Consider the following 24,178-nt stretch of genomic DNA (forward strand, 5'->3'; position numbering starts at 1 on the left):
ATGAGCTTAGGAAATTTTTCATTAGACTATTTTGCATTAACAGATAAAGTTGCGATCGTTACAGGAGGAAACACAGGTCTTGGTCAAGGCTATGCAGTTGCATTAGCTAAAGCCGGAGCAGATTTATTTATCGTAACTTATGATCAAAATTGGGAAGAAACAAGGGAATTAATTGAAGAAGCAGGAAGAAAAGTTCATTTTCATCAAGCAGACTTAACAGATACTAAAGCTATTAAAGGTGTAGTAGACGCATGCTTAGATGTGTATGGAAAAATTGACATTTTAATTAACAATGCAGGGACAATTCGCCGTGCTCCTCTTCTTGAATTCAAAGAAGAAGATTGGAATGCCGTAATGGATATCAACTTAAACTCGGTTTATTTCTTAAGTCAAGAAGTAGCCAAAGTGATGGTTGAACAAAAGAGTGGGAAAATCATTAATATTGCGTCTATGCTATCATTCCAAGGAGGGAAGTTCGTTCCGCCTTATACTGCAAGTAAGCATGCTGTGGCAGGTATTACAAAAGCATTTGCCAATGAACTTGGCCATCATAACGTTCAAATTAATGCGATTGCTCCTGGTTATGTTGCAACTGCAAACACTGAACCGATTCGTGCAGATGAAAAGCGTAATGCAGAAATTCTTGCACGAATTCCTGCTGGAAGATGGGCTGATCCATCAGATTTACAAGGAGTAGTTGTATTTTTATCAAGCCAAGCATCTGATTACATGAATGGTCACATTTTAGCGATCGATGGTGGCTGGTTAGCACGTTAATAAAATAATATTAATTATAGTAGGAGATGGATCCTATGATTTATGGCAAAATTCAAGATTTAGAAAAAATGGTTCTTGAAGAAAAGATCCAAGCAGGGTTAGCTTTTTTAAAGGAACATGATTTTAGTAAGGACTCATTAGGAGTACACGAAATTGATGAAAATTCTTTCTTTGTAGTTATAGAATATGAAACGAAAGAAAAGGAAAAGTGTTTTTGGGAATCGCACAAAACCAATTTAGACCTTCATTATATTATTGAAGGCAAGGAAAAAATTGCTATTGAACATATTGACCGGCTAGTGATGATGGAACCATACAACACAGAAAAAGATGCAATAATCTTCGATGGTGAGATTGAAAGTACGATTGCAATGAATCCTGAAGACGTAATGATTTGTTTTCCTGAGGATGGACATATGACTGGAATTGCATTAAACAATGTAAGTAAAGTAAGAAAAATAGTTTTAAAGCTAAAAGTATAGAATGAATATCTAATAATGATCTTATTCGAAGTAATCGAATAAGGTCATTATTTATTTTAATTTTAAAATCAATTAGGACTTTAATTATAATGCGACTGAGAAAAACAAGCCAACGTATCAGCTACGTTGGCTTGTCTAATAGTTTATTTAAAAATGGTACTCAATTTCGTCTTTATATTTTGCTAAAAGTTCATTGCGGATCTCTTCTACTTCTGCTTCTATTTCAGCTGTTTCTTTCTCATTGAAGTCAATATGCTCCATTAAGTAATTGTTCGCGATTAACTTCTTTTTGAGACCCTCTTTCCAAATCGTATCGATGTAGTCTTCAGGAGTTAAGTTATATAATTCGCTCTTAGCAGTTATGAAAGTAATCGCTTCTTGATCGTACTCAAAAATGGCGTGAGTTTGATTTACTAGGCCATCAAGACTAAATTCATCATAAGTAATTCCAGCTTTTTCTGCTTCGACTATCATTATTTCTTGAAATAGCAAATCCCTTGCCGCGTCTTGTAATGACTCTTCAGGTGTAACCTGGGCATTTAGGGCATCCATTTCAGTAATTGTTACATTTTGAAAGGTGATTAGGGCATTTTTTTGTTCTGCTATTTCTTTATTAGATCCATTGCAGGCTACTAAAAAACTGCATAATAAACAGGTAAAGATGAAAATCATTTTTTTCAACGTCTATCACTCCGCATTTCATTTTTATAGAACCCATTTACTGTAACATAAATTCCGGTAAAAAATCTAGCAACAAAAAAGCTGCGATATTAGAAGCCTAATCAATGTTCTGTAGAACTTTTTCTTTCTCTATTCTTTCCTTTTCTTCTTCTAAAGCGATACTATTAGGGCTAATCATTTCTGTGATGAAGACAGTAGGCATTGTTGATAGGTCAAACTCTTCTACATCTATTGTAATTGCCTCGTCTTTTTCAAAATCGCCCTCAAAAACGCCAACAACGGGTCTTGTTGGTAGAGCAGGATTTTGCTTAACGACTAAACCTTGTTTTCCGTTATCGAGCTTTACAGAATGCCCATTCGGGAATAATGAAAAAGTACGGATGAAAGCATTCATTACATCAATGTGAACAATTTTTCCAGCTAAAGTCATCATAAATTCAATAGCTTCATACGGAGCCAAAATAGGATACTTAGAAAATTGCGATGATAAGTTATCAATGCAATCGGCAATCGCTAGGATTTCAGCATATAGTTGAACTTCATTATTCGTATGTCTTTTGTACGGTGGGAATGGAACTTTGTCTGTTAAGTAAAATTGAATTTTCTGCTTCATTTCTCTAAATAAAGCGTAAACCTCTGCGCTCATCTTGTTTAGTTCATGTAAATGTTTTTTACTATTGTCATTTTTAATCATTTCGTGAAGAAGTGCTGTTGTTGTTACTGTCTTTAAACCTTCTTTTGATATTCCTAATTTTGTCGCGATGGTAGTTGCAACGATACAAACTTGTAGAGTATGGATGAATACTTCATTTTCTTTGGAACGGATATCGATAAATTGAACTAATATATCTTTGTGAAGTTCAATTTCTTGGATTAATTTTTCTACACTCATTCGAATTGGGATGAGGTCGATTTCTTGATTGCTATTGATGGTATCGACGACATAATAAAGACAAGCTAGCGTCTCAATTTTTGTTTCTTGAGAGACGTTTTCTTCAAGTTCGACATTAGGAAGGTTTTTATTTTTAACAAATATCCCACTAATTCCTAACTTTTTCAGCTTGGATATCATTCCAACTGTTAAAATAATATCTTCTTTAACTAATATTGTTTTACTTGCCCCATAAATATTTCTCCCGTTAATATCCCCTGAGGCTACTTCTGTAATTGGTCTATAAAGCATCTTGAGCTCCCCTTAAGTTCCTAGATAAATAATATCTCTATTATATAGTACGAGCTTCAGGAATGAGTAGAATTTTCCGGGAAAAAGTGAAAAACTACTGAATTTTCTTATGTAAATGATCTTCTCATCATTGTACGTTAAGATGCAAACTGATAAAATGAATGACAGTGATTGAAGTTTCGATTACTATTTCCATTTTAAAACAATAGAAACAACTCACCATTTAAATGTAAAAAGAGGTGTTTTATGACTGACTCGAAGTTAGTAAGAGGTACGATGATATTAACGGCTTCAATCTTTATATCAAAAATACTAGGTCTTATTTACATATTTCCGTTTACAGCAATTGTCGGCGAAAAAGGGTTAGCTCTTTATTCATACGGCTATATTCCATATACTGTTCTTCTTAGTGTCGCTACACTCGGAATTCCCTTAGCCGTTTCTAAATTTGTATCAAAATACAATGCACTTGGAGATTATGAAACTGGCCGGCGGTTGTTTAAGTCTGGTCTAATCGTGATGTCCGTCACGGGTATTGTTGCGTTCCTTATCTTATTTTCATTGGCAGGGCCGATTGCAAATATAGTAGTAGGTGACAAGGATTTAAAAGGAAATTCGATTACGGACGTTATTTTAACGATAAGGATGGTCAGTGTCGCACTCTTAATTGTGCCGATCATGTCTTTGATAAGGGGCTATTTTCAAGGATATCAATCAATGGGGCCAACGGCTGTTTCCCAAGTAATTGAGCAAATTGTCAGGATCATTTTTATCCTTTCTTTAACCTTTGTTATTGTGACATTGATGAACGGTTCGATTGGAGTAGCTGTAGCGTTCGCTACGTTTGGGGCATTTGTAGGAGCACTAGGTGGCATGACGGTTCTTCTCATCTACTGGTTCAAACGAAAAAAATATTTTCATAAACAGTATCAGGAGAGTAAAGTTAATCACAACTTACCACTTTCCTCTATGTATAGAGAGCTTGTCTCGTATGCATTACCGTTATCGTTTATCGGTCTTGCGATCCCGTTATATCAGACAATAGACATGTTGACGTTTAATAAAGCATTGATAGGAATAGGTGTTGATGAGGATGCGGCCCAAGTAGCCTTTGGCGCCTTCGTACAAGCATCCCATAAGCTTATTTTAATACCGGTGTCAATTGCAACGGCGATGTCGTTAACACTGTTGCCAACGATCACTAAGTCTTTTATTAATAAAGATCATGCGATGTTGCAGCGGCAAGTCACACAAACATATCAAATTATTCTTTATTTAACGCTCCCTGCAGCTGTTGGCTTGTCGATCTTGGCCTATCCTGCATATGGGGGGTTGTTCGGAGTTGGAAACATCGAAATTGGCGCAGCAATTCTCCAGTACTATGCACCAATTGCCATTTTCTTCTCGTTATTTGCAGTAACGTCGGCTATTTTACAAGGGATTAATCGGCAACGAATCGCTGTTATTGGTTTAGTAGCTGGTTTACTTGTAAAACTTAGTTTAAATGTCATTTTATTGTCCCAATTTGAAACTAGAGGGGCAATCTATGCTACAGGGTTAGGCTATCTAACGTCTTTAGGAGTCAATATTTGGGCGATTGGAAAGTACGGCAATTACAATTATCGTTTTATGTTGAAACGCTTCTTCCTAATTTCTATTTTTACTGGGATTATGGCAGCTGTCGTTATTTTTATGAGAGAGTTACTAACTCTCGCTTTACCGATCGAAAATCGCCTCAATGCACTCGTTGTTTTATTAACATCAGTAGTGGTAGGAGGAATTGTCTACTTATATTTAGGTGTAAGAACGAATTTGGCAGGGCAAATTTTAGGTGCGCGTTTTAAAATTTTGAAGAAAAAACAAAAAAGTAAAGAGTTGTCATGATTGCAATCCCCTAATCAGGAATAACAAACACTACAACTCTTTACTAAACTAGCTAATACTGTGGTCCTCCGATTCCAAAGCCCATTTGCCGTTCCAATCGACGAACACGGCGATTGAGTCGTTCAATTTCCTCACCTTGGCGTTGTGTAATTCTTTCCAATTGAACTATACGACGTTCGATGTCGCGCGGAAGTGGTGAGGGACCTGGTCCTGGACCAGGAGCAGGTGTTGGTGGAAAAAATGGAAAACCAGGATAAAATTGTGTTTGTGAACCAGGGAATTGTCTATAGTCGTACATAAGATCGCTCCTTCAATTAGGTGATTGTCACTCATTAAACAGTCTATGCCCAAGATGGTGGAAGGGCGTGGGGAGATGCCTAATGTATGAATAAATAGGCAAAGGATGTGTTCAATTTTCTATCTAAATTCCTTTTTCTTGAAATAGTAGTCTGCTATAATTAAAACATCGATAGAGTCAAAGACGGGAGGTTATTATGGCAAGCTCAACAAAAAAAGAGACGGATTGGATATTAATAGCAGCTGTAATTCTACTAGCCTCATTTGGCTTGATTATGATTTATAGTGCTAGTTATGTGATTGGCTTTGATCGCCATAATGGTGATTATTTATACTTCTTTAAAAAACAGCTTCAATGGATCGTCATTTCATCGGTCTTTTTTATCTTTTTTATGATGTTTCCATATCGTCTTTATCAAAAGTTAGTTTTTCCGATTGTCCTTGTTTCATTTATCTCATTAGGGTTAGTGCTTACCCCCTTGGGATATGAGGTCAAAGGTGCGACACGTTGGATTAATCTTGGTTTTACGAATCTTCAACCATCTGAATTCGTGAAGCTATGGATGATCATTTATTTAGCTCACGTCTACTCCAGAAAGCAAACGTATATTAATCAGTTTGTTAGAGGGGTTTTACCGCCATTAATCATCATCGTTGGTATTTTCGCTCTCATAATGGCGCAACCCGATTTAGGAACTGCTTCTTTAATTTTGGCGGTTGCTGGCTTAATGGTGTTCTGTTCAGGGGCAAAAATGTTTCATTTGATCTCTTTAGCAAGTATTTCAGGATTTGTTGTCTGGACATATGCCAAGTCTGAGGTATATCGAATGAATCGAATAACTGGCTTTATGGACCCATTTGCAGATGAAACAGGGACAGGCTATCAATTAATTCAGTCCTATATTGCAATGGCTCATGGCGGAGTATCAGGGGCTGGCTTTGGCCAAAGTGTTCAGAAACTGTTTTATTTACCTGAGGCGCATACTGATTTTATACTATCTATTGTTGCCGAAGAGCTAGGTATGTTAGGAGTCTTATTTGTCTTTCTTTGTTTAGGAACAATTGTCTTTCGGGGAATTGTCATTGGGACGAGGGCTAGTACACCATTTGGTAGTCTATTAGCTTTTGGGATCTCCTTTCAAATTGCTTTACAAATCTGTTTGAATGTAGGAGCAATGTCAGGAGTACTTCCGATTACAGGTATTCCACTTCCGTTTATGAGTTACGGCGGTTCCTCATTGATGATAACAGCGATAAGTTTAGGGATTTTAGCAAATATCGCCAGAAGCTCAAGGAAAAAAACAGAAGAAAATTCAGTTGAACTTACTAAAGTTAGTTAATGGAAAAATTAGAAATTGGATCAATAATTAATCAAAGGACATCCAGTTACCTAAGATTAAAGTCTGTATCGTAGATTACAATGTAATCTACGATACAGACTTTTTTTCAAAAAGGGAAGATTACGACTTTTCAATGAAGATGGTGGAGCACGGGTAACTAAAATTGAAACTAAATAAGAAATTAGAAATTTCTAATGACTTTAAAAAGGATATTGACGATAAATGTCTAATTATAAAAGCAGTAGTTGAATCAGGGGGAGTAATATGAACTCGAATCTATTTAACGCAATGTTCCGACAATCTATAATAGCAATGGCTATTACTACTATTGATGGAAGGCTCCTATTTGTAAACGATGCTTTTTGTAATCTACTAGGTTATAAAAAAGAAGAAATTATTAATGAAACGCATGAAAAATTTACCCATCCTAACGATATAGAAGTTAACTCAAAAAAAATAGCAGATTTACTTGAGGGTAGAATTTGTCATTTTCAAATAGAAAAGCGCTACATCCACAAAAACGGACAAGTTGTGTGGGGGTTATTAAGTGTCAATTTAATCTATGATGAATTTGGATCGCCGGAGTATATTATGGCACAAATTCAAAACATAACGGAAAAAAAGGAAATAGAAGCTACATTGCTAGAAAAAGAAAAAAAGTTTCGGATCATAGCAGAAAATTCCTCTGATCGAATTATTGTCCTAAATGAAAATAGTAACTATATTTATGTTTCACCAGCTTTTACTACTCAGCTTGGGTTTGAACAATCGGAATTAACTGGCCTAAGTGCACTAGATTTAATTCACGATGATGATAAACAATCATTTCATCATGCAATTAAATCGGTAGTAGAAAGCGATATAGATTCTACGGTCTCAATTACCTACCGTATCCAGCATAAAGAAGGTCACTATGTATGGACAGAGTCTAACTTAAAATGCATAAAAAACAAAGGTAATGGTCATCGAAATGAAATCTTACTAATGTGCCGCGATATTACAGAACGTAAAAAAATAGAAAAAAAACTCTATGAGTCTAATCGAAGAATACATAATATACTAGAAAGTATTTCAGATGGTTTTGTTGCTATAGATAATGAGGCTCGTTTTATATTTGTGAATAGAGCAGCTGTTGAAATTTTAAAAACGAGTAGAGATAAATTATTAGGTTATGTATGTGAGGAAGTCCTTCCTGAATTTATCACACCTGAACTTTTACGCTACTATGAAGTCGTTAAACAGGAAAAAAAAGCTGCGCAATTTGAAATGTACAGTGAGAACTTAGAGGCGACCTTTGCGATACGGATGTATCCGATAGAGGATATTATTTCAATCTATTTTCTTGATATAACTGAACAGAAAAAAATGGAAGAATGGCTAAAGAAAACCGAGAAGTTATCGTTGGTTGGACAACTTGCCGCTGGTGTTGCCCATGAAATTAGAAATCCAATGACCTCGATTAGAGGATTTATGCAATTAGTAAAATCAACGAAGGAATTTAAAGATTTTTACATTGATATTATTTTATCTGAACTGGAACGAACGGAGGCAATCATTTATGAATTTTTATCATTGGCAAAGCCGAACGAAACGTCAGCGATGGAAAAAACAAGTATTAATGTAATTCTAGATAATGTCATTCATCTACTTGAGGCCCAAGCTCTTATCCATGGGGTAAAAATAGTTAATAATACTGAGGAAGAAAATCTTGTAATTGAGTGCAATGGCAATCAAATGAAACAAGTATTTCTTAATATCATTCAAAATGCAATTGAGGCGAGTGGTAAAAATAGTTCAATTCATGTCTCACTAAAAGCGTTAGACGATGAATATATAATGATACGAATTGCTGATGAAGGTTGTGGAATCTCAAGTGAGCGACTTCCTAAGTTAGGAGAACCTTTTTACTCGACAAAAGAAAAAGGAACTGGCGTAGGTCTTCTAGTTACTTACAAGATTATTGAAGGACATCAAGGAAAACTGAACTTTACAAGTGAAGAAGGAAAAGGGACAACTGTTGATATTGTTTTACCTAAGCAAATAACTAAACCTGAATAATGATAGGGGCTACTCATTATATTTTGAGATAGCTCTTTTTGTGAGAAAATAGATGTCGCTGAATTTACTTGAACAAGTCTCTAAAATTCGTTAGAGATTTACAGCGAAGTGTGAGGAAATCCAACGGTTTTATTTTAGTTGACAGCGAAAAACAGATGTTACTTAGCGGTAGCGTTTTCTCCTCCATATTTGTTAAAAATACCTTTGTTTTAATAAAGTGGCTATGATAACATTAGAAAGGACTTTCACAGTCCGGAGTCGAATGTTAGGAAGACATATTTGAATTGGAAAGATGGCTAGCTAACCGGTATGCTTAGTCTTTTCTTAATTTATATAGGAGGAAATATGTGCCGTGAATGAACGCAAAAATTTTATTCAACAGTTGGATTATACATTACTGTTTTTGATTTTTTTATTAATGTGTATTTCTTTACTTGCTATATATAGTGCTGCACTTGCAGGTCAGTATAAATTCGATCCATCATATTTTGTTAAGCGACAAGTGGTTTTCTTTATCATTGGGACATTGGTAATGGTTGGAGCAATGTTAATCGATTATGATATGTTTAAAAACTTTACAATTCCTCTCTATGTCATTGGAATTATTCTTTTAGTATGGGTTCACTTCTTTGGGATTGAACGAAATGGCTCACAACGGTGGATTAGTATTGCTGGAAATGACTTTCAACCTTCGGAGTTTGTCAAAATTTTTCTAGTCCTTGCCCTCGCCCACCTGCTCTTTATCATTACAAAAGAAAATCGTGAGCGAACGCTAAAAGAAGATTGTATGATCGTATTAAAAGTAGTCGCTGTCGGATTTCCGCCATTTTTCTTAATCCTTATCCAACCTGATTTAGGAACAGCTTTAGTCATTGCAAGTATTATGGCGACGATGCTCCTAATGGCGGGCATATCGTGGAAAATTTTTACTGCCCTCGGTGCACTTGTCGTGTCCTTTTTAGGGACATTGGTTTGGCTTCATAACAATTACTTTGATTTTTTCTCAGAACATATAATAAGAATCCATCAATTAAAACGTATTTATGGTTGGTTAGACCCCGAAAGTGATCCCGTTGGTATGGGTTATCAACTTTTAAATGCGATACAAGGAATTGGCTCAGGGAAACTTTACGGGAAAGGATTTACAGAAGGAGTAATATCAAAAAGTGGTGCTGTACCTGAAATCCACACCGATTTTATTTTCACAGTCATTGGCGAGGAATTTGGGTTTCTAGGAGCGACAGTTTTAATCGTCATTTACTTCATTCTTTTTTACCGAATGATTATCATTGCTTTCAGTTGCAATAATATTTATGGAAGCTATTTAGTTGCTGGAGTTATCGGTCTCCTTGTCTTTCAAATCTTTCAAAATATTGGTATGACGATTGGACTTATGCCGATCACTGGTTTAGCTCTTCCATTTATTAGCTACGGGGGAAGTGCGCTTTTAACAAACATGATTGCCATTGGGATTGTTCTTAATGTTAATATCCGAACAAGACATTATATGTTTGGTTCTGAGGAATTAGTGTAAACATTAGAAAGGTTGTTAATCAATTGATTGCAGCCTTTTCTTTGTTTTACAAATTTAGGGGATGTTATTATGTATTTACTCATCTGATTTGGTAAACTAGCCGAGAGAGTATTGCACTGGTTTATGGAACCGAAGAAGAAGTACTCATAGAATATTCATTTATGATAAATGTTTAAAGGGAGGCAATAAATTGAGGATAGATAAATTTTTAGCGAATATGGGCTTTGGTACGAGAAAAGAGGTTAAAAAGCTTTTAAAAACTGGGACGGTTCGTCTGAATGATGAAACGGTCAAAGATGCGAAGGTACATATTGATGTAAACAGAGATTCAGTTATTGTAAATGGCGAGGTAATTGAGTACAAAGAATTTATTTACTTAATGATGAACAAGCCGCAAGGAGTTATTTCGGCAACGGAAGACTCAAAAGATGAAACAGTGGTCGATTTGTTACAGCTTGAGGACGCACGCTATGAGCCTTTCCCAGTTGGCAGACTAGATAAAGATACAGAAGGGTTTGTTTTACTAACAAATAACGGAAAGCTTGCCCATGAGTTACTATCACCAAAAAAACATGTACCGAAAACTTACTATGCACGCATTCAAGGTGTAGTTACAGAAGAAGACGTCGCCAAATTTAAAATTGGAGTCACGCTTGATGATGGCTATGAAACTAAGCCGGCAGATCTAGTGATTTTAAAATCAGGGGAGATATCTGAAATTGAACTGACAATTACAGAAGGGAAGTTTCATCAAGTAAAACGAATGTTTATCGCAGTAGATAAAAAAGTTACATACTTAAAACGATTATCGATCGGTCCTTTAAAACTAGATCCCACATTAGAATTAGGAGAGTACAGAGAGCTCACTGATGAGGAAATTGAGTTGTTAGTAAATCGCGAACAATAGATACACAAGTACTTCATAAAATAAAAGGAGGTTATCCCAAGCTCTAGTAACAGTCACCTTAGCTACGACTTGTAAAGTTACAGTAGAAAACAATACAAAATTCGTGCCTAACGAGGTGAGCTGTTACTTAGGGGACAACCACAATTGGTGCTATATAAGCTTTTTTCATTTACCAGAATGAATTAGGAAACTTTCGTTCTTTTGCTAGTTGTGGTCCATTTGCCACGAGTAGTACTTTTGACGAGTTTGTTATACTCTAAGACATTTAAATCTCGTTGAATTGTCCGCGGGGTAATTCCAAATTCTTCAACCAATTCATTCGTCGTGACGGTTCCCCTTTTTTTGATATAGAGGTAGACGGACTTAATTCGGTTTAACATCCGATCAGTTGAAGTTTCCAAAAAACCACTCCTTATCATTTTCATTTCTTCAATCATAAAGAAATACGGTGTATTTCTAATGCAACTAGACAGCAGTTGCAAAATGAAGGTTACTTCATTTTTATGGTGAATACATGAGCATTATACGCGTTTTTTGTTTACCCCTCCTTTATCGCAATTGTACAATAATTTAAATTGTTTAGCAAAGGAAAGCGGTAAAATAGGGTGTTAATTTTGTGTTAAAAGATTACAATCATGTTAAAAAGTGAACTACCCGCCACTTAAATTTATCTTGGAAATCTGAAGTGGGGGTCTTCTGGCCCCAAATGATAAAATTACTACATAATACAGGAGGCTATAACTATGGCAATCAATTGGAATGAAGAAGTTCAAAAAAGAAGTGAGGATTTAGTTTCTGATACTTGTCACTTACTAAAAATTAAAAGCGTATTAGATGAAGAAGGTTCGACGGTTGTTGCTCCTTTTGGAGAAGGAATTAATGAAGCACTTCAATTTATGCTCGATAAAGGCAAGGAGTTTGGCTTTGTTACTAAAAACGTGGATGGTTATGCGGGTCACATTGAATTTGGCGAAGGGGAAGACTTAATTGGAATTTTAGGGCATATCGATGTTGTTCCTGAAGGCGATGGTTGGTCGAGCGACCCTTATCGTGCTGAAATTAGAGATGGAAAGATATTTGCCCGTGGTGCAATAGATGATAAAGGCCCGACAATGGCTGCCTTTTATGGAATGAAAATTATTAAGGAATTAGGATTATCACTCTCGAAAAGGGTCCGGCTAATTATCGGTGCAGATGAAGAAAGTCAATGGCGGTGTGTAGATCATTATTTTCAAAAAGAAGAGATGCCAACGATGGGGTTTGCACCTGATGCTGATTTTCCAATTATTAATGCAGAGAAGGGTATTTGTGATATGGAACTTGTCTTTTCAAGCGGAGTTGAAGAAGGTTCCTTACTCTCGTTCCAGGCCGGGAGAAGATTTAATATGGTGCCAGACTTAGCGACAGCAGTTGTTAAGACTGATAATACAACAGAGGTGACTCGTCAATTTAGCTTATATCTTGAACAAAACGGCTTGAAAGGGGAAACCAAAGTAGTTGGTCAAGAGATTAGCTTTAAACTTATCGGTGTTTCAGCTCACGGAATGGAGCCCAATAAGGGGAAGAATGCCGGAATTTTTCTGGCCCAATTTTTGAATACGCTACAACTTCAAGGTGACGGAGCTAAATTTGTAGCTTTTATTAAAGAACATTTTTATGAGGATTCAAGAGGGAGAACGTTTGGTTTAAATTTTGAGGATGAACAAACTGGTCCTTTAACGATTAATGTTGGCATTATTGAATTTAGTGATAAAGGTGGAAAACTTGGGCTTAATTTACGTTATCCAGTAACGTATTCGTTTGCAGAAGGCTTAAAGTCATTAGAGGCATTTGTTGATAAATTCGGAATTGTTATTGATATTAAAACACATGCAAAGCCTCACTATGTAAAAGCAGATCACCCATTAATTCAAACTTTACAGAGAGTTTATGAACGACAAACCGGTGAAAAAGCAACATTACTCTCTACTGGTGGAGGTACATACGCTAGAAGTCTTAGTGCTGGAGTAGCATTTGGGGCATTATTTCCAGGGCGTCCGGAATTAGCCCACCAAAAGGACGAATATATTGAAGTTGACGATTTAATGAAGGCTGCAGCGATCTACGCAGAAGCAATCTACGAGTTAGCGAAATAACGATAAGCAATAAAATGATTGAAAGTAGCTATCGCAACTTTACAATCTATGGGGTGAGGTCAATGGAACAGGAGCGGTTTGTCACCGTCTATTTAAAATCAGTCTATTTTTTAATCTTTTTTGGTTTTGGCGGACTGTTTCCGCTATTAAGTGTTTATTTACGAGAGATTGAAGGATTATCGGGAGCAGAAATTGGTGTGATCATCTCAATAGGTCCAATCATCATGATTTTTGCGCAACCGTTATGGGGAATGGTGAGCGACTATACACAAAAACCGAGAGAAATACTATCAATGACAATGGTTATCACAGGTGGTATAGCTTTGTTGTATCTTCCTTTTTCAAACTACATGACCTTTGTGTTTATCGCCGCATTAGTAGCCGTTTTCCAAGGTTCAATTGTCCCGATTTCGGATAGTATTACGCTCAATTATGTTCAGGAAAAAGGGAGAAACTACGGTGATATTCGACTTTGGGGAGCAGCTGGGTTTGCTATTTCTGTCTTATTAGTAGGAAGTCTTTCCGATATGTTTGGTCTCACGATTATCTTTTATGTTTTTGCCGTTTCCCTTTGGGTGTGTGCCTACTTCACAAGAAAAATGCCAAAGGAAGGTAGATTACCTAAAGTTCAATTACGTAGGGGGATCGCGCAGCTCTTTTATAACAAAAAATTTGTTCTTTTTATGTTGACGACATTTTTCGTGTTCGGTCCAATTTTTGCGAATAACTTTTATTTTGGTTTACTTATTCAAGATGCAGGTGGAACGTTAACAGGGGTTGGAATTGCATTTTTACTTGCAGCAGGTAGTGAAATCCCGTTCATGAAATGGGTCGGCTATTGGATACAACGTGCCGGATTAATACAAATCCTATTCATTGCAACAGTTGTATCGGCATTACGGTGGTTTTTTTATGCTTTCGAACCCTCGCCTATCTTGATTTATATGACAACGATTGCTCAAGGAATATCGATCGGATTATTTATTCCTGCAGCTCTACAATATGTGAGAAAAATCGCGCCACAAGACGTTAAGGTAACAGCAGTTGCTATCTATTCGTCGGTAGGTGGTGGAATTGGTACATCTTTTTGCACATTTGTAGCTGGTCTCCTGTTAGACCGCTTTGACATTTTTACTGTTTATCTATTTTTTGGCGGATTAACAACATTAGGAGCAATTACATTAGTCGTAAATATGTTAAGTGGAGAAGAGAAAGTGGAGGCATTATCATAATTTGCTATTTGAACAAAAGGAGAAGGCTGTCCCAAGTATCAGTGACCTCGTCTACAATAATTAGATTATGTACAAACCATACATTTCTATTTATTGTAGCACGTTGAGGGTGCTGAAATTTATGGGACAGCTTTTTCTATTTAATGCTTTTTTTAATATTTTTTAGAGATTTTCAAAAAATGTCTAACATTGTCTAAAAATGTTAGTGTATGATAGTAATAGTCATTTTAAATCTTAAATATTTTTTTCAGGAGGATCATTGTAATGGCATTAAAGAATTACACTTTTCAAGCAAGAAATCTGTTACTAATTAGGTTATATATTCTTTCAGTAGTTCTAGCAGCAATTATCTTATTTGCTGGAGGCTTACCGTTGATGACAAATATAATCGGTACGGCATTTGGTTTGGCATCAATTTTAGTTGTGTTTATTCTGTATAAATTAAACAAAAAGACAAATTGGATTCCATATATATTAATTATTAGTTTAGCTTTGATGACTATCTTTATGCTCGGAAATAGACCAGCGATTTCTACATACTTGCTTGTTTATTACAGCATTATTATCATGTCTTTATATCATAATTATCTTTACGTCCTTGTCTCAGGATTTGCGGGGTTAGTTATTACAAATTACTTTTTATTGTCTTTTGGTGAGCAAACAATTGTTGGATATAGCTCAGTTTATTTAGTATCCTTCAATCTACTCTTTTTGTTAATGACTAGTTTCTTAGTCGCACAAAGTATCATCGGGAAAAATATGCAAAAGGACTCAGAAGATGCTGCCTCTGAAGCTCTAAAATCAAAAGAGAGTATGGAAGCAATGATTAATCAAGTTCGCTATACAGTGGATAAGCTTGACGAGCTAACAGAACAGTTAAATAGTCATTCTCAATCAACGAGTAACTTCTCAGCTGAACTGATGACGACATTTAATGAAATTGCTGGTGGAGTAGAGAGTCAAGCGCATAGCGCAACAGAAATGAATGAATCAATTTTTTCGATCGATCAAGAAGTAAATGTGATCTCCGGTGGCGCTAGAACGATGAAGGAGAATGCAACAAGTGCTAGTAGCCTTGTGTTAGAAGGATCAGCAAAAGTGAAGCTACTAGACGAAACGATTCATGAAGTGGATGATACTCTCCAATTAACAGCAAAAGAGATGAGTGAATTAAATCAATCAACATCTAAAGTAGGGGACATTTTAAAGACGATCTCAGAGATTGCGGACCAAACAAATTTATTAGCATTGAATGCTGCGATTGAAGCAGCTCGAGCTGGGGAGAGTGGCAAGGGATTCGCTGTTGTTGCCCAAGAAGTAAGAAAACTAGCAGAACATTCAATTCGGTCAACTGACGAGATCAGCACTATACTAACAATGATTCAAAAGAAAGCAAGAACAGCAGCAAATAGAGTTGGAGATAGTGAAAATTCGTTTAGACTTGGTAAACAATTAACAACAGAAACCGGAATGACATTTAACTCAATCGAAAATCTTGTTAGTGAATTACAAGTTCGCTCCAATGAAATTGATGCTAAGGTAAAAACATTGAGTAAATCCTCTAATGTCGTAGTTGAGGAAGTGAATTCAGTTTCAAGCGTTTCTGAAGAGTTGAACGCTTCAGTTGAAGAGGTGTTGGCAAGTATTGAAGAACAAAATTCAAAAATTGCTTATATGGCTGACAAAGTAAACGAAATGAAACAGCTTTCGGAACAGTTAAATCATTTATTAACAGATAAATAAATAAAAGCAATCAAAAAGGGGGTTAGGTACCCTTTTTGATTGCTTTTTTTAGTTCTTTAAGTGCACGAATAAATTGAGCTTTCTCCTCTTTTGTAATCTCTTTTTCACCATACCGTACTCTACGGTATGTTTTGGCGATACTATTTTTGAGCTCTTCACTAGCATTTATTCTCGTAAACCAATCTTCAATCGTTTCATTGTAATTTCGTCCTTGTCCAAGTTTTGCCGTAAATTTTTCAAAGTCGTGAATTAAACGACGTATTTCATTTTTTGGACGATTGCTGCGAAACCAACCTTTTTTCGTTTTAACATGCGTAATTGAAGATAGTTGTTCTTGGTCATTCGTATTCATGTATTCGCGAAGTATAAATGATCCTGATCTTTTAAAAATAAAGAATAGGACAACAACTAAGAGGACAGCTCCGACAATCCAAATGATCATATCAAGATTTGACGTTGTAGCTTCTTCAATTAAATTTGGCTCGCCAGGATTTTCATAAAACCCGCCTTCCTCTGCTGGTCCTCTTCGTCTAAGATCAAAATTAAAGAGCGAAGCCAAATAAATGAAAGGAACGCCTAATAACCAAATAAGATAGAAAATCTGTTTTAAAATAAAAGTAACAACGCTGTAGATTATTTCGTAAGAGAAGATTGCTACAATAGTAATACCACCTAAAGCAGCGAAACTACCTAGTTGCCATTTCATTTGTGTCCATTTATCGGTGCTAGATTTTGTCGATTGAAAGGCTAGCTTAATGGTCTTTAAGCTAAGAACTAAAAAGAATTGCAAAAAGATAATTAGCAAAAAGATGTCATTTGCTCCAATATAGAAAAAGTGGAGATAAAAGACTACACCTATCACGAAAGTAGCAATAAACAGTCCCATTTCATTAGGATCATTATCTTTATTATGAAATAATACCCGCCAAAAGACGGTCGTCACTATAATAAGTGACAAAAAGAAGTGAAACCCAACTGAAATGCCTAGTAAAGACATAATTGGAATTAATAGAAGACCTATTTTTTCGTTCTTAAATTTTCGGATAAACGGATCATAAAAAATCATTGCCGTCACAACTAGCACGCTAAAAGCAATGATAGGTAGCTCTTTTCCCTCCATAAAATAGAGCGGGATCATAATCAAAAATAGGAGTACCATTTCTAAGCTTAGGTGGAAAAAACGTGTCAGCTTAATTTGCCAAGGTTTCATTTTTTCCACCTCCAATTGTGGCTACCTGTCCGACATAACCATTTGATTTTACGCGGTAAATGGTTGCACCGGCTCTTTTCCATTCTAGGTAATAATTTTCTTCAGTTTGACTATAACCGCCCAAATGAAAAATAAATGGGGTCGGTCCAATTCGCTTCTTGACCATTTTTAACACTTCAATTGGATGGGTTGTAATCGTATATTTACTTACTCTTGCTAGTAGCTCCAATGCTTTCATTAAATGATCTTTCCCATTAGCAGGAGGTAAGTGAATAAAAATCAACTTTGGCACTCTAGTGTTTATATAAAGTTCAAAGGAAATGTGATGCTTTGTAGCAAACTGACATAGAAAGGCAACATGAGATAAAACTTCCTCAAGGTTTTCTACTGTTAATTTAGAACGATCTTTATTATAAATATTTACGACAATTGTCCAATTTAAGATTGTTGTTTTTTCATATAGTTTTGTTTGCAATGAGTTACTTCTTGCGGATGCTTTCCAATGAACTCGATTAAATGGATCACCAGCAACATAATCTCTAGTGCCCATCGTCATCATCACATCCTCATGGGGGGATCTCTGCCTAGGAATGTCGCCTTGCTTTTGCTGAACAACTTGATCAAGCCCTTTGATTGGCGTTGGTGTTGGATAAACGATCATTTCGCGACGGAAATAATCAAGATAGTGAAGTCGTAAAGAACTCAGCTTCAATAAGTCATAAACGGTATATTCGATCGCCCTTATTTGCGCAACTCCACGTTTTAATGCTCTCACTTCTACATTTCGCTTCTTTTGTGTTAAAGGCAATAGCGAAAACGGAAATGTATACGATTCTTGTTGTGCGTCTCCGTTACCGATCACTTCGATTGCGCCATCGTAATCATAGAAAGTAAATGATACTTGCGCATTTAATATTGGCAGCTTTCCTTTGTTTTCAAGTGGTATAGTAATGTTTCTTATATCGTTAGGGAATAAACGGACAACTTCAATTTCATCAAAGACATCTGTCTTTTCTGAGACGTACTTTAAATAATAATGGTTTAAAAGAATAAACAAGGCAAAAACAGTTGCTAAACCAAAAATCAGCGGTGATTTCATCACAAGTGCGATAAACAGTAGAATTGGAACTGACCAAAACAATGTCCCATAAATTTTTCTTGGAATACTATGTTCTTGGTTCCAACGCATTAACGGACAGCTCCAGCTTCGACCGGCACTTCAATACTTTTTAAAATTTCGAGAAGAACATCTTCTTTTGTTTTTCGCATTGAGCCTTCAATAGAAAGGACTAGACGATGGGCAAGGACATAAGGTGCCATCACTTTTACATCCTCAGGAAGACAGTAATCTCTACCGTGAATATAGGCACGTGCTTGGATGGCCCTCATTAAGCCAAGCGTTCCCCGTGGACTAACACCAACCTCTACAAATTCTGATTGTCTCGTTGCGGCAACAATTTTCAGCATATATGTTTCAATATCTTCTGATATAGTGACCTTCTTTAATTCATTTTGCATTTCTTCAATTTCTTCTAAAGTAAGCACAACTTCAAGTGTATCAATCGGCTCTGACTCGCGGTACATCGAGAGCATTTGTCTTTCTTCTGCTAATGTCGGATAACCAACTTTAATTAAAAGTAAAAAACGATCCATTTGCGCTTCAGGTAATGAAAAAGTTCCTTGTTGTGAATCAATAGGATTTTGCGTAGCAATGACGATAAATGGCTTTGGTAGTGCTAATGTCTCACCATCAATCGTAACCTGACGTTCTTCCATAACTTCTAGTAAACTAGATTGAGTTCGCGGTGTCGCTCGGTTAATTTCATCTGCTAACAAAATGTTCGTCATCACAGGGCCTGGTCTTAGCTCAAATGCCTGTTCTTTTGGATTAAAGAATTGAATTCCGGTAACGTCACTCGGTAATACATCAGGTGTAAATTGTACGCGACGAAACTTTGCATCAAGACATTTAGCGATCGATTTCGCCAACATTGTTTTTCCCGTTCCTGGCACATCTTCAAGGAGAATATGTCCACGAGCAAGAATAGAAATAACAACTAGTTCAGTCATCTCTTCTTTTCCTACTAATACTGTAGCGATTGACGATTTTATTTTTGTGATTTTTGCTTGTCTATTCATAGTATAGTTACCCCTTATCTAGTATTATTAAATTTTTCTCCTATACTATTATTTCATGGTTTTCTGATAAAGTCGAATATTTTAACAGTTTCAATTTATATATATGCTGCCACTTGTTAGCACAGATTGCCTCATGATAAAAATCCCACTGAGTATCTCAGCGGGATCATGCAGTGTGCATTCCAGGCGGACATTTTACAAGAATTGTCCACGAAGGGTGCCAGGCACCTTATAGTGGCACCTTATAAATCAAACAAGTCTGTTGATAAGTAGCGTTCGCCGGTGTCGCAAGCGATGGCAACGACTACATCACTTGGTGAAAGGCGTTTTGCTACTTCGAGAGCAGCGAAGCAAGCTGCACCTGATGAAGGGCCTACTAGAATTCCTTCTTCACGAGCAAGTCGTCTCGTTACGTTGTATGCATCATTATCTTCAATTTTAAAGATTTCACCATAGACGTCCTCATTTAAGATTGGTGGAATGAAGCCAGGGCTAGTTCCGACGAGTTTATGTGGGCCAGGCTTTCCACCTGATAAAACAGGAGAACCAGCTGGTTCTACGACATGAATACTAACCCCTGGGTAAAGTTCTTTTAATTTTTCTCCAGTACCTGTAATGGTCCCGCCAGTACCAGATGCTGCAACAAAGGCGTTAAGTTGCTTGCCGATACTATCTAATGCGTCTTTTATTTCTAAGGCGGTTGTTAGGCGATGTGCTTCGGGATTTGCATCATTTTCAAATTGCATAGGCATAAAGCTGTTTGGCACTTCATTGACAAGCTCATGGGCTTTTTGAATTGCTCCAGGCATTTTTTCATCACCAGGAGTTAATACAACTTCTGCACCGTATGCTTTTAAAATGTTAATTCGTTCTTTGGACATCGTATCAGGCATTGTTAAAATAGCCTTATAGCCTCGGGCAGCTGCAGTCATGGCAAGCCCAATTCCAGTATTTCCGCTAGTGGGCTCAATAATGGTAGCTCCTTTTTTTATTAAGCCATCGCGTTCTGCTTGTAAAATCATTTGATAAGCAGCCCGATCCTTTACACTGCCACTAGGGTTCATAAATTCTAATTTTAAGTAAACATCAGCTCCTGTTTTACTCGGAAGATGATTTAACTTTACTAATGGGGTATTGCCTATTAAATCAGCAATATTGTTAACTACGCGCATTTACCTACACTTCCTTTTTTAAAGAGTCGGATTTACTACTATTATTTACATAACATTTTATCATAATTATAGTGATAATTCCTATCATTTAAATTGGAATTATCTTAGTTGAGTATGATTTATCTGCTCGGGTACAAAATAACTAGGTAAAGGATAACTTTGAAACTAAAAATTTTAAAAAACCATTGTATTATAACAGGTTACGTTGTATCATAACAAATATAAATAAGGCAAGGTGAAAGAATGACAACCCAAACACATTATTTTATTGCTATCCCTATTGATAAAGTAGTAAAACAAAAGCTTTCAGAATGGAACACAAAGGAACTTCCACCATTTCAACGATTTGTACATGAAGATGATCTGCATATAACGTTAGCTTTTCTCGGTGGGTTAGAACTTCCGGTCCTTGATGCTCTTAAAGATAAGTTACTAAAAATCACTAGGAACCTTGACCCATTTTCATTAACGATCGACACTCTAGGTCATTTCGGACAAAAGCAGTCACCACGAATTTTTTGGGCCAGTGTTAAACAAGAGAATAAATTATTTCAGCTCCAAAATGAAGTATATCAAACTTGCATTGATGTAGGGATTGAACTAGAGAAAAGAGCATATAGCCCGCATATTACGTTGGCAAGAAAATATATAGGTGAAGGTACTTACGTTGAGGAACATCTACAAGAGTCGTTTCAAAAATATCTAAAAAATGAAAGCTGGACTGTTTCATCATTTGTTATTTATCAAACACACTTAAAGCGAATTCCAAAATATGAGGTTGTTGCTACGTTCCAGTTTTTGTAATAGTAAACGAAAAGCCAGGTGATAAACATGAAGTTTTTTCAAATTATCATACAAATAGCCGTTTTATATGGCTTTTTCCTAACCGGAACATGGCTCCAAACATTTCTTCAGCTAAAAGTCCCTGGCAGTATGATCGGTATGGTCCTCTTTTTTATCGTGTTATTAACAGGAGTATTTCCTACTAAATGGTTTGAGAAAGGCTCAGAGCTTTTACTTAGTCATATGCCTTTTATATTTTTACCAATCACCGTTGGGATCCTTAATCATTTATCATTTTTTCAAGGAAAAGGAATGCTATTGATTGTCGTTGTGGTAGTAAGCACATTAATTGTCATGGTAAGTTCAGCATATATTGGGCAGAAGATGGTAGAGAAAAAGGAGAGACAACAATGATAACTATTGTAACAGCGTTAATGGCGATACTAGCAACATTTGCGTGCTATATTATCTCAAAAAAACTATACATTCACTATCCGTTTCCTTTTACATTACCATTATTGATAGGAACGTTACTAATCATCACGCTACTAACAGTCAGTGGTATTCCTTATGACACCTACATGGTTGGTGGAAAGTGGATTGAACAGCTATTAGGCCCAGCAGTTGTTGCCCTTGCATTTCCACTTTACAAGCAAAGAAGATTGTTAAAAACGTACTTTATCCCATTAAGCATTGCTGTAACTTTTGGAGCTTTGCTTGGGATCATCAGTGGTTTCCAATTATCAAAAATCCTAGGGATTGAAGATGTAATTATCTATTCGATTATGCCTAAGTCTGTAACAACACCTGTGGCTATGGAGGTAGCGTCTATGTTGGGAGGAATTCCTGCTCTTGCAGCTGTTTTTGTTATGGTAGCTGGAATTGGAGGGGTTGTCTTTGGACCGCTTCTATTAAAGCTATTTAACATAAATGGCGTAATTGGGAGAGGGGTAGGGCTAGGAAGTGCTGCACACGCGATTGGAACGTCTAAGGCGATAGAATATGGAGAATTGGAAGGTGCAATAAGCACGGTATCAATGACTTTGAGTGCCTTAATTGTTTCTTTATTAGGACCTATGATTTTTTATGTGCTTTTTTAGCTAGATTTAAACTTCTGCAGTCATTTTATCTACTACTATAGGTACTGCCAATTTGAGCGCAATTATGATAAAATTTCAGTATAATTTTTTTGTTTAGGTGTAAAAGAGCTTTTAGGAAACTTCTAATCATAAAACTCTACACTCTACACTACCTGGAGGAGTATTTGTGGCTCATTTAATAAAATTAGAAGACTGTGTATCTCGATACCAATATGATATGTACCGTTACCCTGGCCAGTTTTCGCGATTGAAGCGGGACCGTTGGGATAGCCTAAAGCGGGAGTGGGAAGCTTCTTATTCAATTAAAACTCCTATTGTTGACGAATTTACTGAGGAACAGCAGAAGTCTATAAAAGGAGCCCTCGGTAAATTAAAAAAATGGTACAAAGGTGAGCAAAATCAATCTTCACTTGAAAATCGTGAGGAGCCTACTTTTCAATTTAAGTACATGACATTGCCAGAGGTGAAGGCAATTTTTTTGCGGGATCTTTTCGAATTCCAACTTAACTGGGCAAGTTCCACTTTACGAGAAACATCAAAACTGAAAAAACAATTTTTTTATGATGAAACGTTAAAATGGCTATTACAATCATTTCCGGACAACTTTTTTGTCCTATATTACCCTATAGTAACCTATCCTAAGGCGACAGTTCAATTTGATATTCTATTAATTGGCCCTACAGATATTTGGTGCATCGTCAATTTAAATGCTGAGGATAATGCTATTTTTCAAAGCTTTTCAGAAAGGTACTGGGTCGAAGAAGTATTAGGAAAAGAAAAAAAGATTGTTAATCCACTGTTATCTTTAAATAGGATGAGTACGATGATGAAACGTATTTTAGCTGACACAGATTTGGACATGACTGTACGTAAAGCAGTGATGACTAAAAAAGGTTATATTGACGTTGATCCACAGTGGAGTGGCGCTGTTTTCCTTGACCAGCGTAATATAGATGAGTGGAATGAGAAAATGAAGAATACTTCATCACCCATTAAATCGGTGCAACTCAAGTTCTCGCAGAACTTACTAGATGTATGTCAAACGTTGACTGAGATCAGGCCTGACTTTGAAGGCGAAGAAGAACTAGACATACTTGAGAAAGAGTAGTTAAAGGTTTTTTGACCCCGAGCAAAAACATACAATTGTTGGTAAGAGGATACTTTAACAATTTATCTATAAAAAAGAGGATCACTTAAAATACTTTAAGGATCCTCTTTTTTACCGATCATTTCTTATGATTAAATAAACTATTAATCCTAGCACAGGGAAGAACAGAGTCGCGATTAGAATAACTATAGCGTATTCTTTACTATTTCCATTTCGAAGTGCATCTCGATACGCCCAAATACTTGTTACAATGTTTAAAATAAAGAGGCCAAGTCCGAATAGCATGAAGATAAAAATCAGCCCAAATCCAAAACCTATTTCCATCTGAATGTCTCCTCAATTTTAGTGTGATTGTTTTACGTAAATTATTAATCTACTTTAATTATATTTTACCAGAAATAAGGAAAGAACTG

At 36.3% G+C, this 24,178-nt stretch carries 23 protein-coding genes; 14 read left to right on the top strand and 9 right to left on the bottom strand.

All coding sequences use genetic code 11. The annotated features are described in order from the left end of the window. Together kduD and ACK4M9_RS07075 are read left to right on the top strand one after the other, a co-directional pair. Window positions 1–777, top strand: a complete 777-nt coding sequence (gene kduD, locus ACK4M9_RS07070; RefSeq protein WP_409848902.1) for a 2-dehydro-3-deoxy-D-gluconate 5-dehydrogenase KduD — start codon at window positions 1–3, stop codon at window positions 775–777. Window positions 778–812: 35 nt separating this feature from the next. After that, on the top strand, window positions 813–1,259 hold the full coding sequence (locus tag ACK4M9_RS07075; protein WP_409848903.1) for a NanQ anomerase/TabA/YiaL family protein: 447 nt from the start codon (window positions 813–815) through the stop codon (window positions 1,257–1,259). A gap of 147 nt (window positions 1,260–1,406) precedes the next feature. Here ACK4M9_RS07075 and ACK4M9_RS07080 read toward each other — a convergent pair whose 3' ends face one another. Both ACK4M9_RS07080 and ACK4M9_RS07085 read right to left on the bottom strand, forming a co-directional pair. Next, on the bottom strand, window positions 1,407–1,940 hold the full coding sequence (locus tag ACK4M9_RS07080) for a hypothetical protein (protein WP_409848904.1): 534 nt from the start codon (window positions 1,938–1,940) through the stop codon (window positions 1,407–1,409). A 97-nt stretch (window positions 1,941–2,037) separates the two neighbouring features. Then, entirely contained in the window at window positions 2,038–3,123 is a 1,086-nt protein-coding gene (locus tag ACK4M9_RS07085; protein WP_409848905.1) for an HD-GYP domain-containing protein, read from the bottom strand. Window positions 3,124–3,369: 246 nt separating this feature from the next. Between ACK4M9_RS07085 and ACK4M9_RS07090 the strand changes: the two genes are divergently transcribed. Beyond that, complete coding sequence (locus tag ACK4M9_RS07090; RefSeq protein ID WP_409848906.1) at window positions 3,370–5,007, top strand: putative polysaccharide biosynthesis protein; 1,638 nt, start codon at window positions 3,370–3,372, stop codon at window positions 5,005–5,007. Between the two features lie 52 nt (window positions 5,008–5,059). Here the strand turns inward: ACK4M9_RS07090 and ACK4M9_RS07095 are convergent, their stop codons facing one another. Next, the gene (locus tag ACK4M9_RS07095) at window positions 5,060–5,305 is read right to left on the bottom strand and encodes a hypothetical protein (RefSeq protein ID WP_409848907.1); all 246 of its coding nucleotides are present in this window, start codon (window positions 5,303–5,305) and stop codon (window positions 5,060–5,062) included. 196 nt (window positions 5,306–5,501) lie between these two features. Between ACK4M9_RS07095 and ftsW the strand changes: the two genes are divergently transcribed. The 4 genes from ftsW to ACK4M9_RS07115 all read left to right on the top strand — a co-directional run bounded on the left by ftsW (window position 5,502) and on the right by ACK4M9_RS07115 (window position 11,143). Beyond that, window positions 5,502–6,644, top strand: a complete 1,143-nt coding sequence (gene ftsW / locus ACK4M9_RS07100) for a putative lipid II flippase FtsW (protein WP_409848908.1) — start codon at window positions 5,502–5,504, stop codon at window positions 6,642–6,644. A 264-nt stretch (window positions 6,645–6,908) separates the two neighbouring features. After that, window positions 6,909–8,702 carry a PAS domain S-box protein gene (locus ACK4M9_RS07105; protein ID WP_409848909.1) on the top strand — a complete coding sequence of 598 codons (1,794 nt, stop codon included), beginning with the start codon at window positions 6,909–6,911 and terminating at the stop codon, window positions 8,700–8,702. A 352-nt stretch (window positions 8,703–9,054) separates the two neighbouring features. Further along, a complete protein-coding gene (gene rodA / locus ACK4M9_RS07110) occupies window positions 9,055–10,236 on the top strand; it encodes a rod shape-determining protein RodA (protein ID WP_409848910.1) in 1,182 nt (393 codons plus the stop codon). A 190-nt stretch (window positions 10,237–10,426) separates the two neighbouring features. Further along, complete coding sequence (locus ACK4M9_RS07115) at window positions 10,427–11,143, top strand: pseudouridine synthase (protein ID WP_409848911.1); 717 nt, start codon at window positions 10,427–10,429, stop codon at window positions 11,141–11,143. A 182-nt stretch (window positions 11,144–11,325) separates the two neighbouring features. Here ACK4M9_RS07115 and ACK4M9_RS07120 read toward each other — a convergent pair whose 3' ends face one another. After that, window positions 11,326–11,544, bottom strand: coding sequence for a DeoR family transcriptional regulator (locus ACK4M9_RS07120; RefSeq protein ID WP_409848912.1), 219 nt, complete (start codon window positions 11,542–11,544; stop codon window positions 11,326–11,328). Between the two features lie 342 nt (window positions 11,545–11,886). Here ACK4M9_RS07120 and pepV point away from each other — a divergent pair, with 342 nt between their 5' ends. From pepV to ACK4M9_RS07135, 3 genes are all read left to right on the top strand, one after another. Next, window positions 11,887–13,278 (top strand): dipeptidase PepV, encoded by a 1,392-nt coding sequence (gene pepV / locus ACK4M9_RS07125; RefSeq protein WP_409848913.1) that lies wholly within the window; start codon window positions 11,887–11,889, stop codon window positions 13,276–13,278. 62 nt (window positions 13,279–13,340) lie between these two features. Beyond that, the gene (locus ACK4M9_RS07130) at window positions 13,341–14,510 is read left to right on the top strand and encodes an MFS transporter (protein ID WP_409848914.1); all 1,170 of its coding nucleotides are present in this window, start codon (window positions 13,341–13,343) and stop codon (window positions 14,508–14,510) included. 264 nt (window positions 14,511–14,774) lie between these two features. Continuing rightward, the gene (locus ACK4M9_RS07135; RefSeq protein ID WP_409848915.1) at window positions 14,775–16,253 is read left to right on the top strand and encodes a methyl-accepting chemotaxis protein; all 1,479 of its coding nucleotides are present in this window, start codon (window positions 14,775–14,777) and stop codon (window positions 16,251–16,253) included. A 22-nt stretch (window positions 16,254–16,275) separates the two neighbouring features. On the opposite strand, the gene ACK4M9_RS07140 is transcribed toward ACK4M9_RS07135, so the two are convergent. The 4 genes from ACK4M9_RS07140 to cysK form a co-directional block, all read right to left on the bottom strand. Beyond that, window positions 16,276–17,463, bottom strand: a complete 1,188-nt coding sequence (locus tag ACK4M9_RS07140) for a hypothetical protein (protein WP_409848916.1) — start codon at window positions 17,461–17,463, stop codon at window positions 16,276–16,278. Then, window positions 17,444–18,652, bottom strand: a complete 1,209-nt coding sequence (locus ACK4M9_RS07145; protein WP_409848917.1) for a DUF58 domain-containing protein — start codon at window positions 18,650–18,652, stop codon at window positions 17,444–17,446. Before ACK4M9_RS07145 ends, ACK4M9_RS07140 begins: the two co-directional genes overlap by 20 nt. After that, window positions 18,652–19,602, bottom strand: a complete 951-nt coding sequence (locus tag ACK4M9_RS07150) for an AAA family ATPase (protein ID WP_409848918.1) — start codon at window positions 19,600–19,602, stop codon at window positions 18,652–18,654. The genes ACK4M9_RS07145 and ACK4M9_RS07150 overlap by 1 nt, the downstream gene beginning before the upstream one ends. Before the next feature lie 242 nt (window positions 19,603–19,844). Next, the gene (gene cysK, locus ACK4M9_RS07155) at window positions 19,845–20,774 is read right to left on the bottom strand and encodes a cysteine synthase A (protein WP_409848919.1); all 930 of its coding nucleotides are present in this window, start codon (window positions 20,772–20,774) and stop codon (window positions 19,845–19,847) included. 243 nt (window positions 20,775–21,017) lie between these two features. Here cysK and thpR point away from each other — a divergent pair, with 243 nt between their 5' ends. The 4 genes from thpR to ACK4M9_RS07175 all read left to right on the top strand — a co-directional run bounded on the left by thpR (window position 21,018) and on the right by ACK4M9_RS07175 (window position 23,765). Next, window positions 21,018–21,578: an RNA 2',3'-cyclic phosphodiesterase gene (gene thpR / locus ACK4M9_RS07160; RefSeq protein ID WP_409848920.1), complete on the top strand. Its 561-nt coding sequence runs from the start codon at window positions 21,018–21,020 to the stop codon at window positions 21,576–21,578. A 27-nt stretch (window positions 21,579–21,605) separates the two neighbouring features. Beyond that, window positions 21,606–21,971: a CidA/LrgA family protein gene (locus ACK4M9_RS07165; RefSeq protein ID WP_409848921.1), complete on the top strand. Its 366-nt coding sequence runs from the start codon at window positions 21,606–21,608 to the stop codon at window positions 21,969–21,971. Then, window positions 21,968–22,657 carry an LrgB family protein gene (locus ACK4M9_RS07170; RefSeq protein ID WP_409848922.1) on the top strand — a complete coding sequence of 230 codons (690 nt, stop codon included), beginning with the start codon at window positions 21,968–21,970 and terminating at the stop codon, window positions 22,655–22,657. The genes ACK4M9_RS07165 and ACK4M9_RS07170 overlap by 4 nt, the downstream gene beginning before the upstream one ends. Window positions 22,658–22,823: 166 nt before the next feature. Beyond that, a complete protein-coding gene (locus ACK4M9_RS07175; protein WP_409848923.1) occupies window positions 22,824–23,765 on the top strand; it encodes a nuclease-related domain-containing protein in 942 nt (313 codons plus the stop codon). A gap of 111 nt (window positions 23,766–23,876) precedes the next feature. On the opposite strand, the gene ACK4M9_RS07180 is transcribed toward ACK4M9_RS07175, so the two are convergent. Continuing rightward, window positions 23,877–24,089 carry a PLDc N-terminal domain-containing protein gene (locus tag ACK4M9_RS07180; protein WP_409848924.1) on the bottom strand — a complete coding sequence of 71 codons (213 nt, stop codon included), beginning with the start codon at window positions 24,087–24,089 and terminating at the stop codon, window positions 23,877–23,879. Window positions 24,090–24,178 lie beyond the last annotated feature (89 nt).

Origin of the sequence: Anaerobacillus sp. (assembly GCF_046314235.1) — a bacterium.
In the GTDB taxonomy this organism is placed as follows: Bacteria; Bacillota; Bacilli; order Bacillales; family Anaerobacillaceae; genus Anaerobacillus.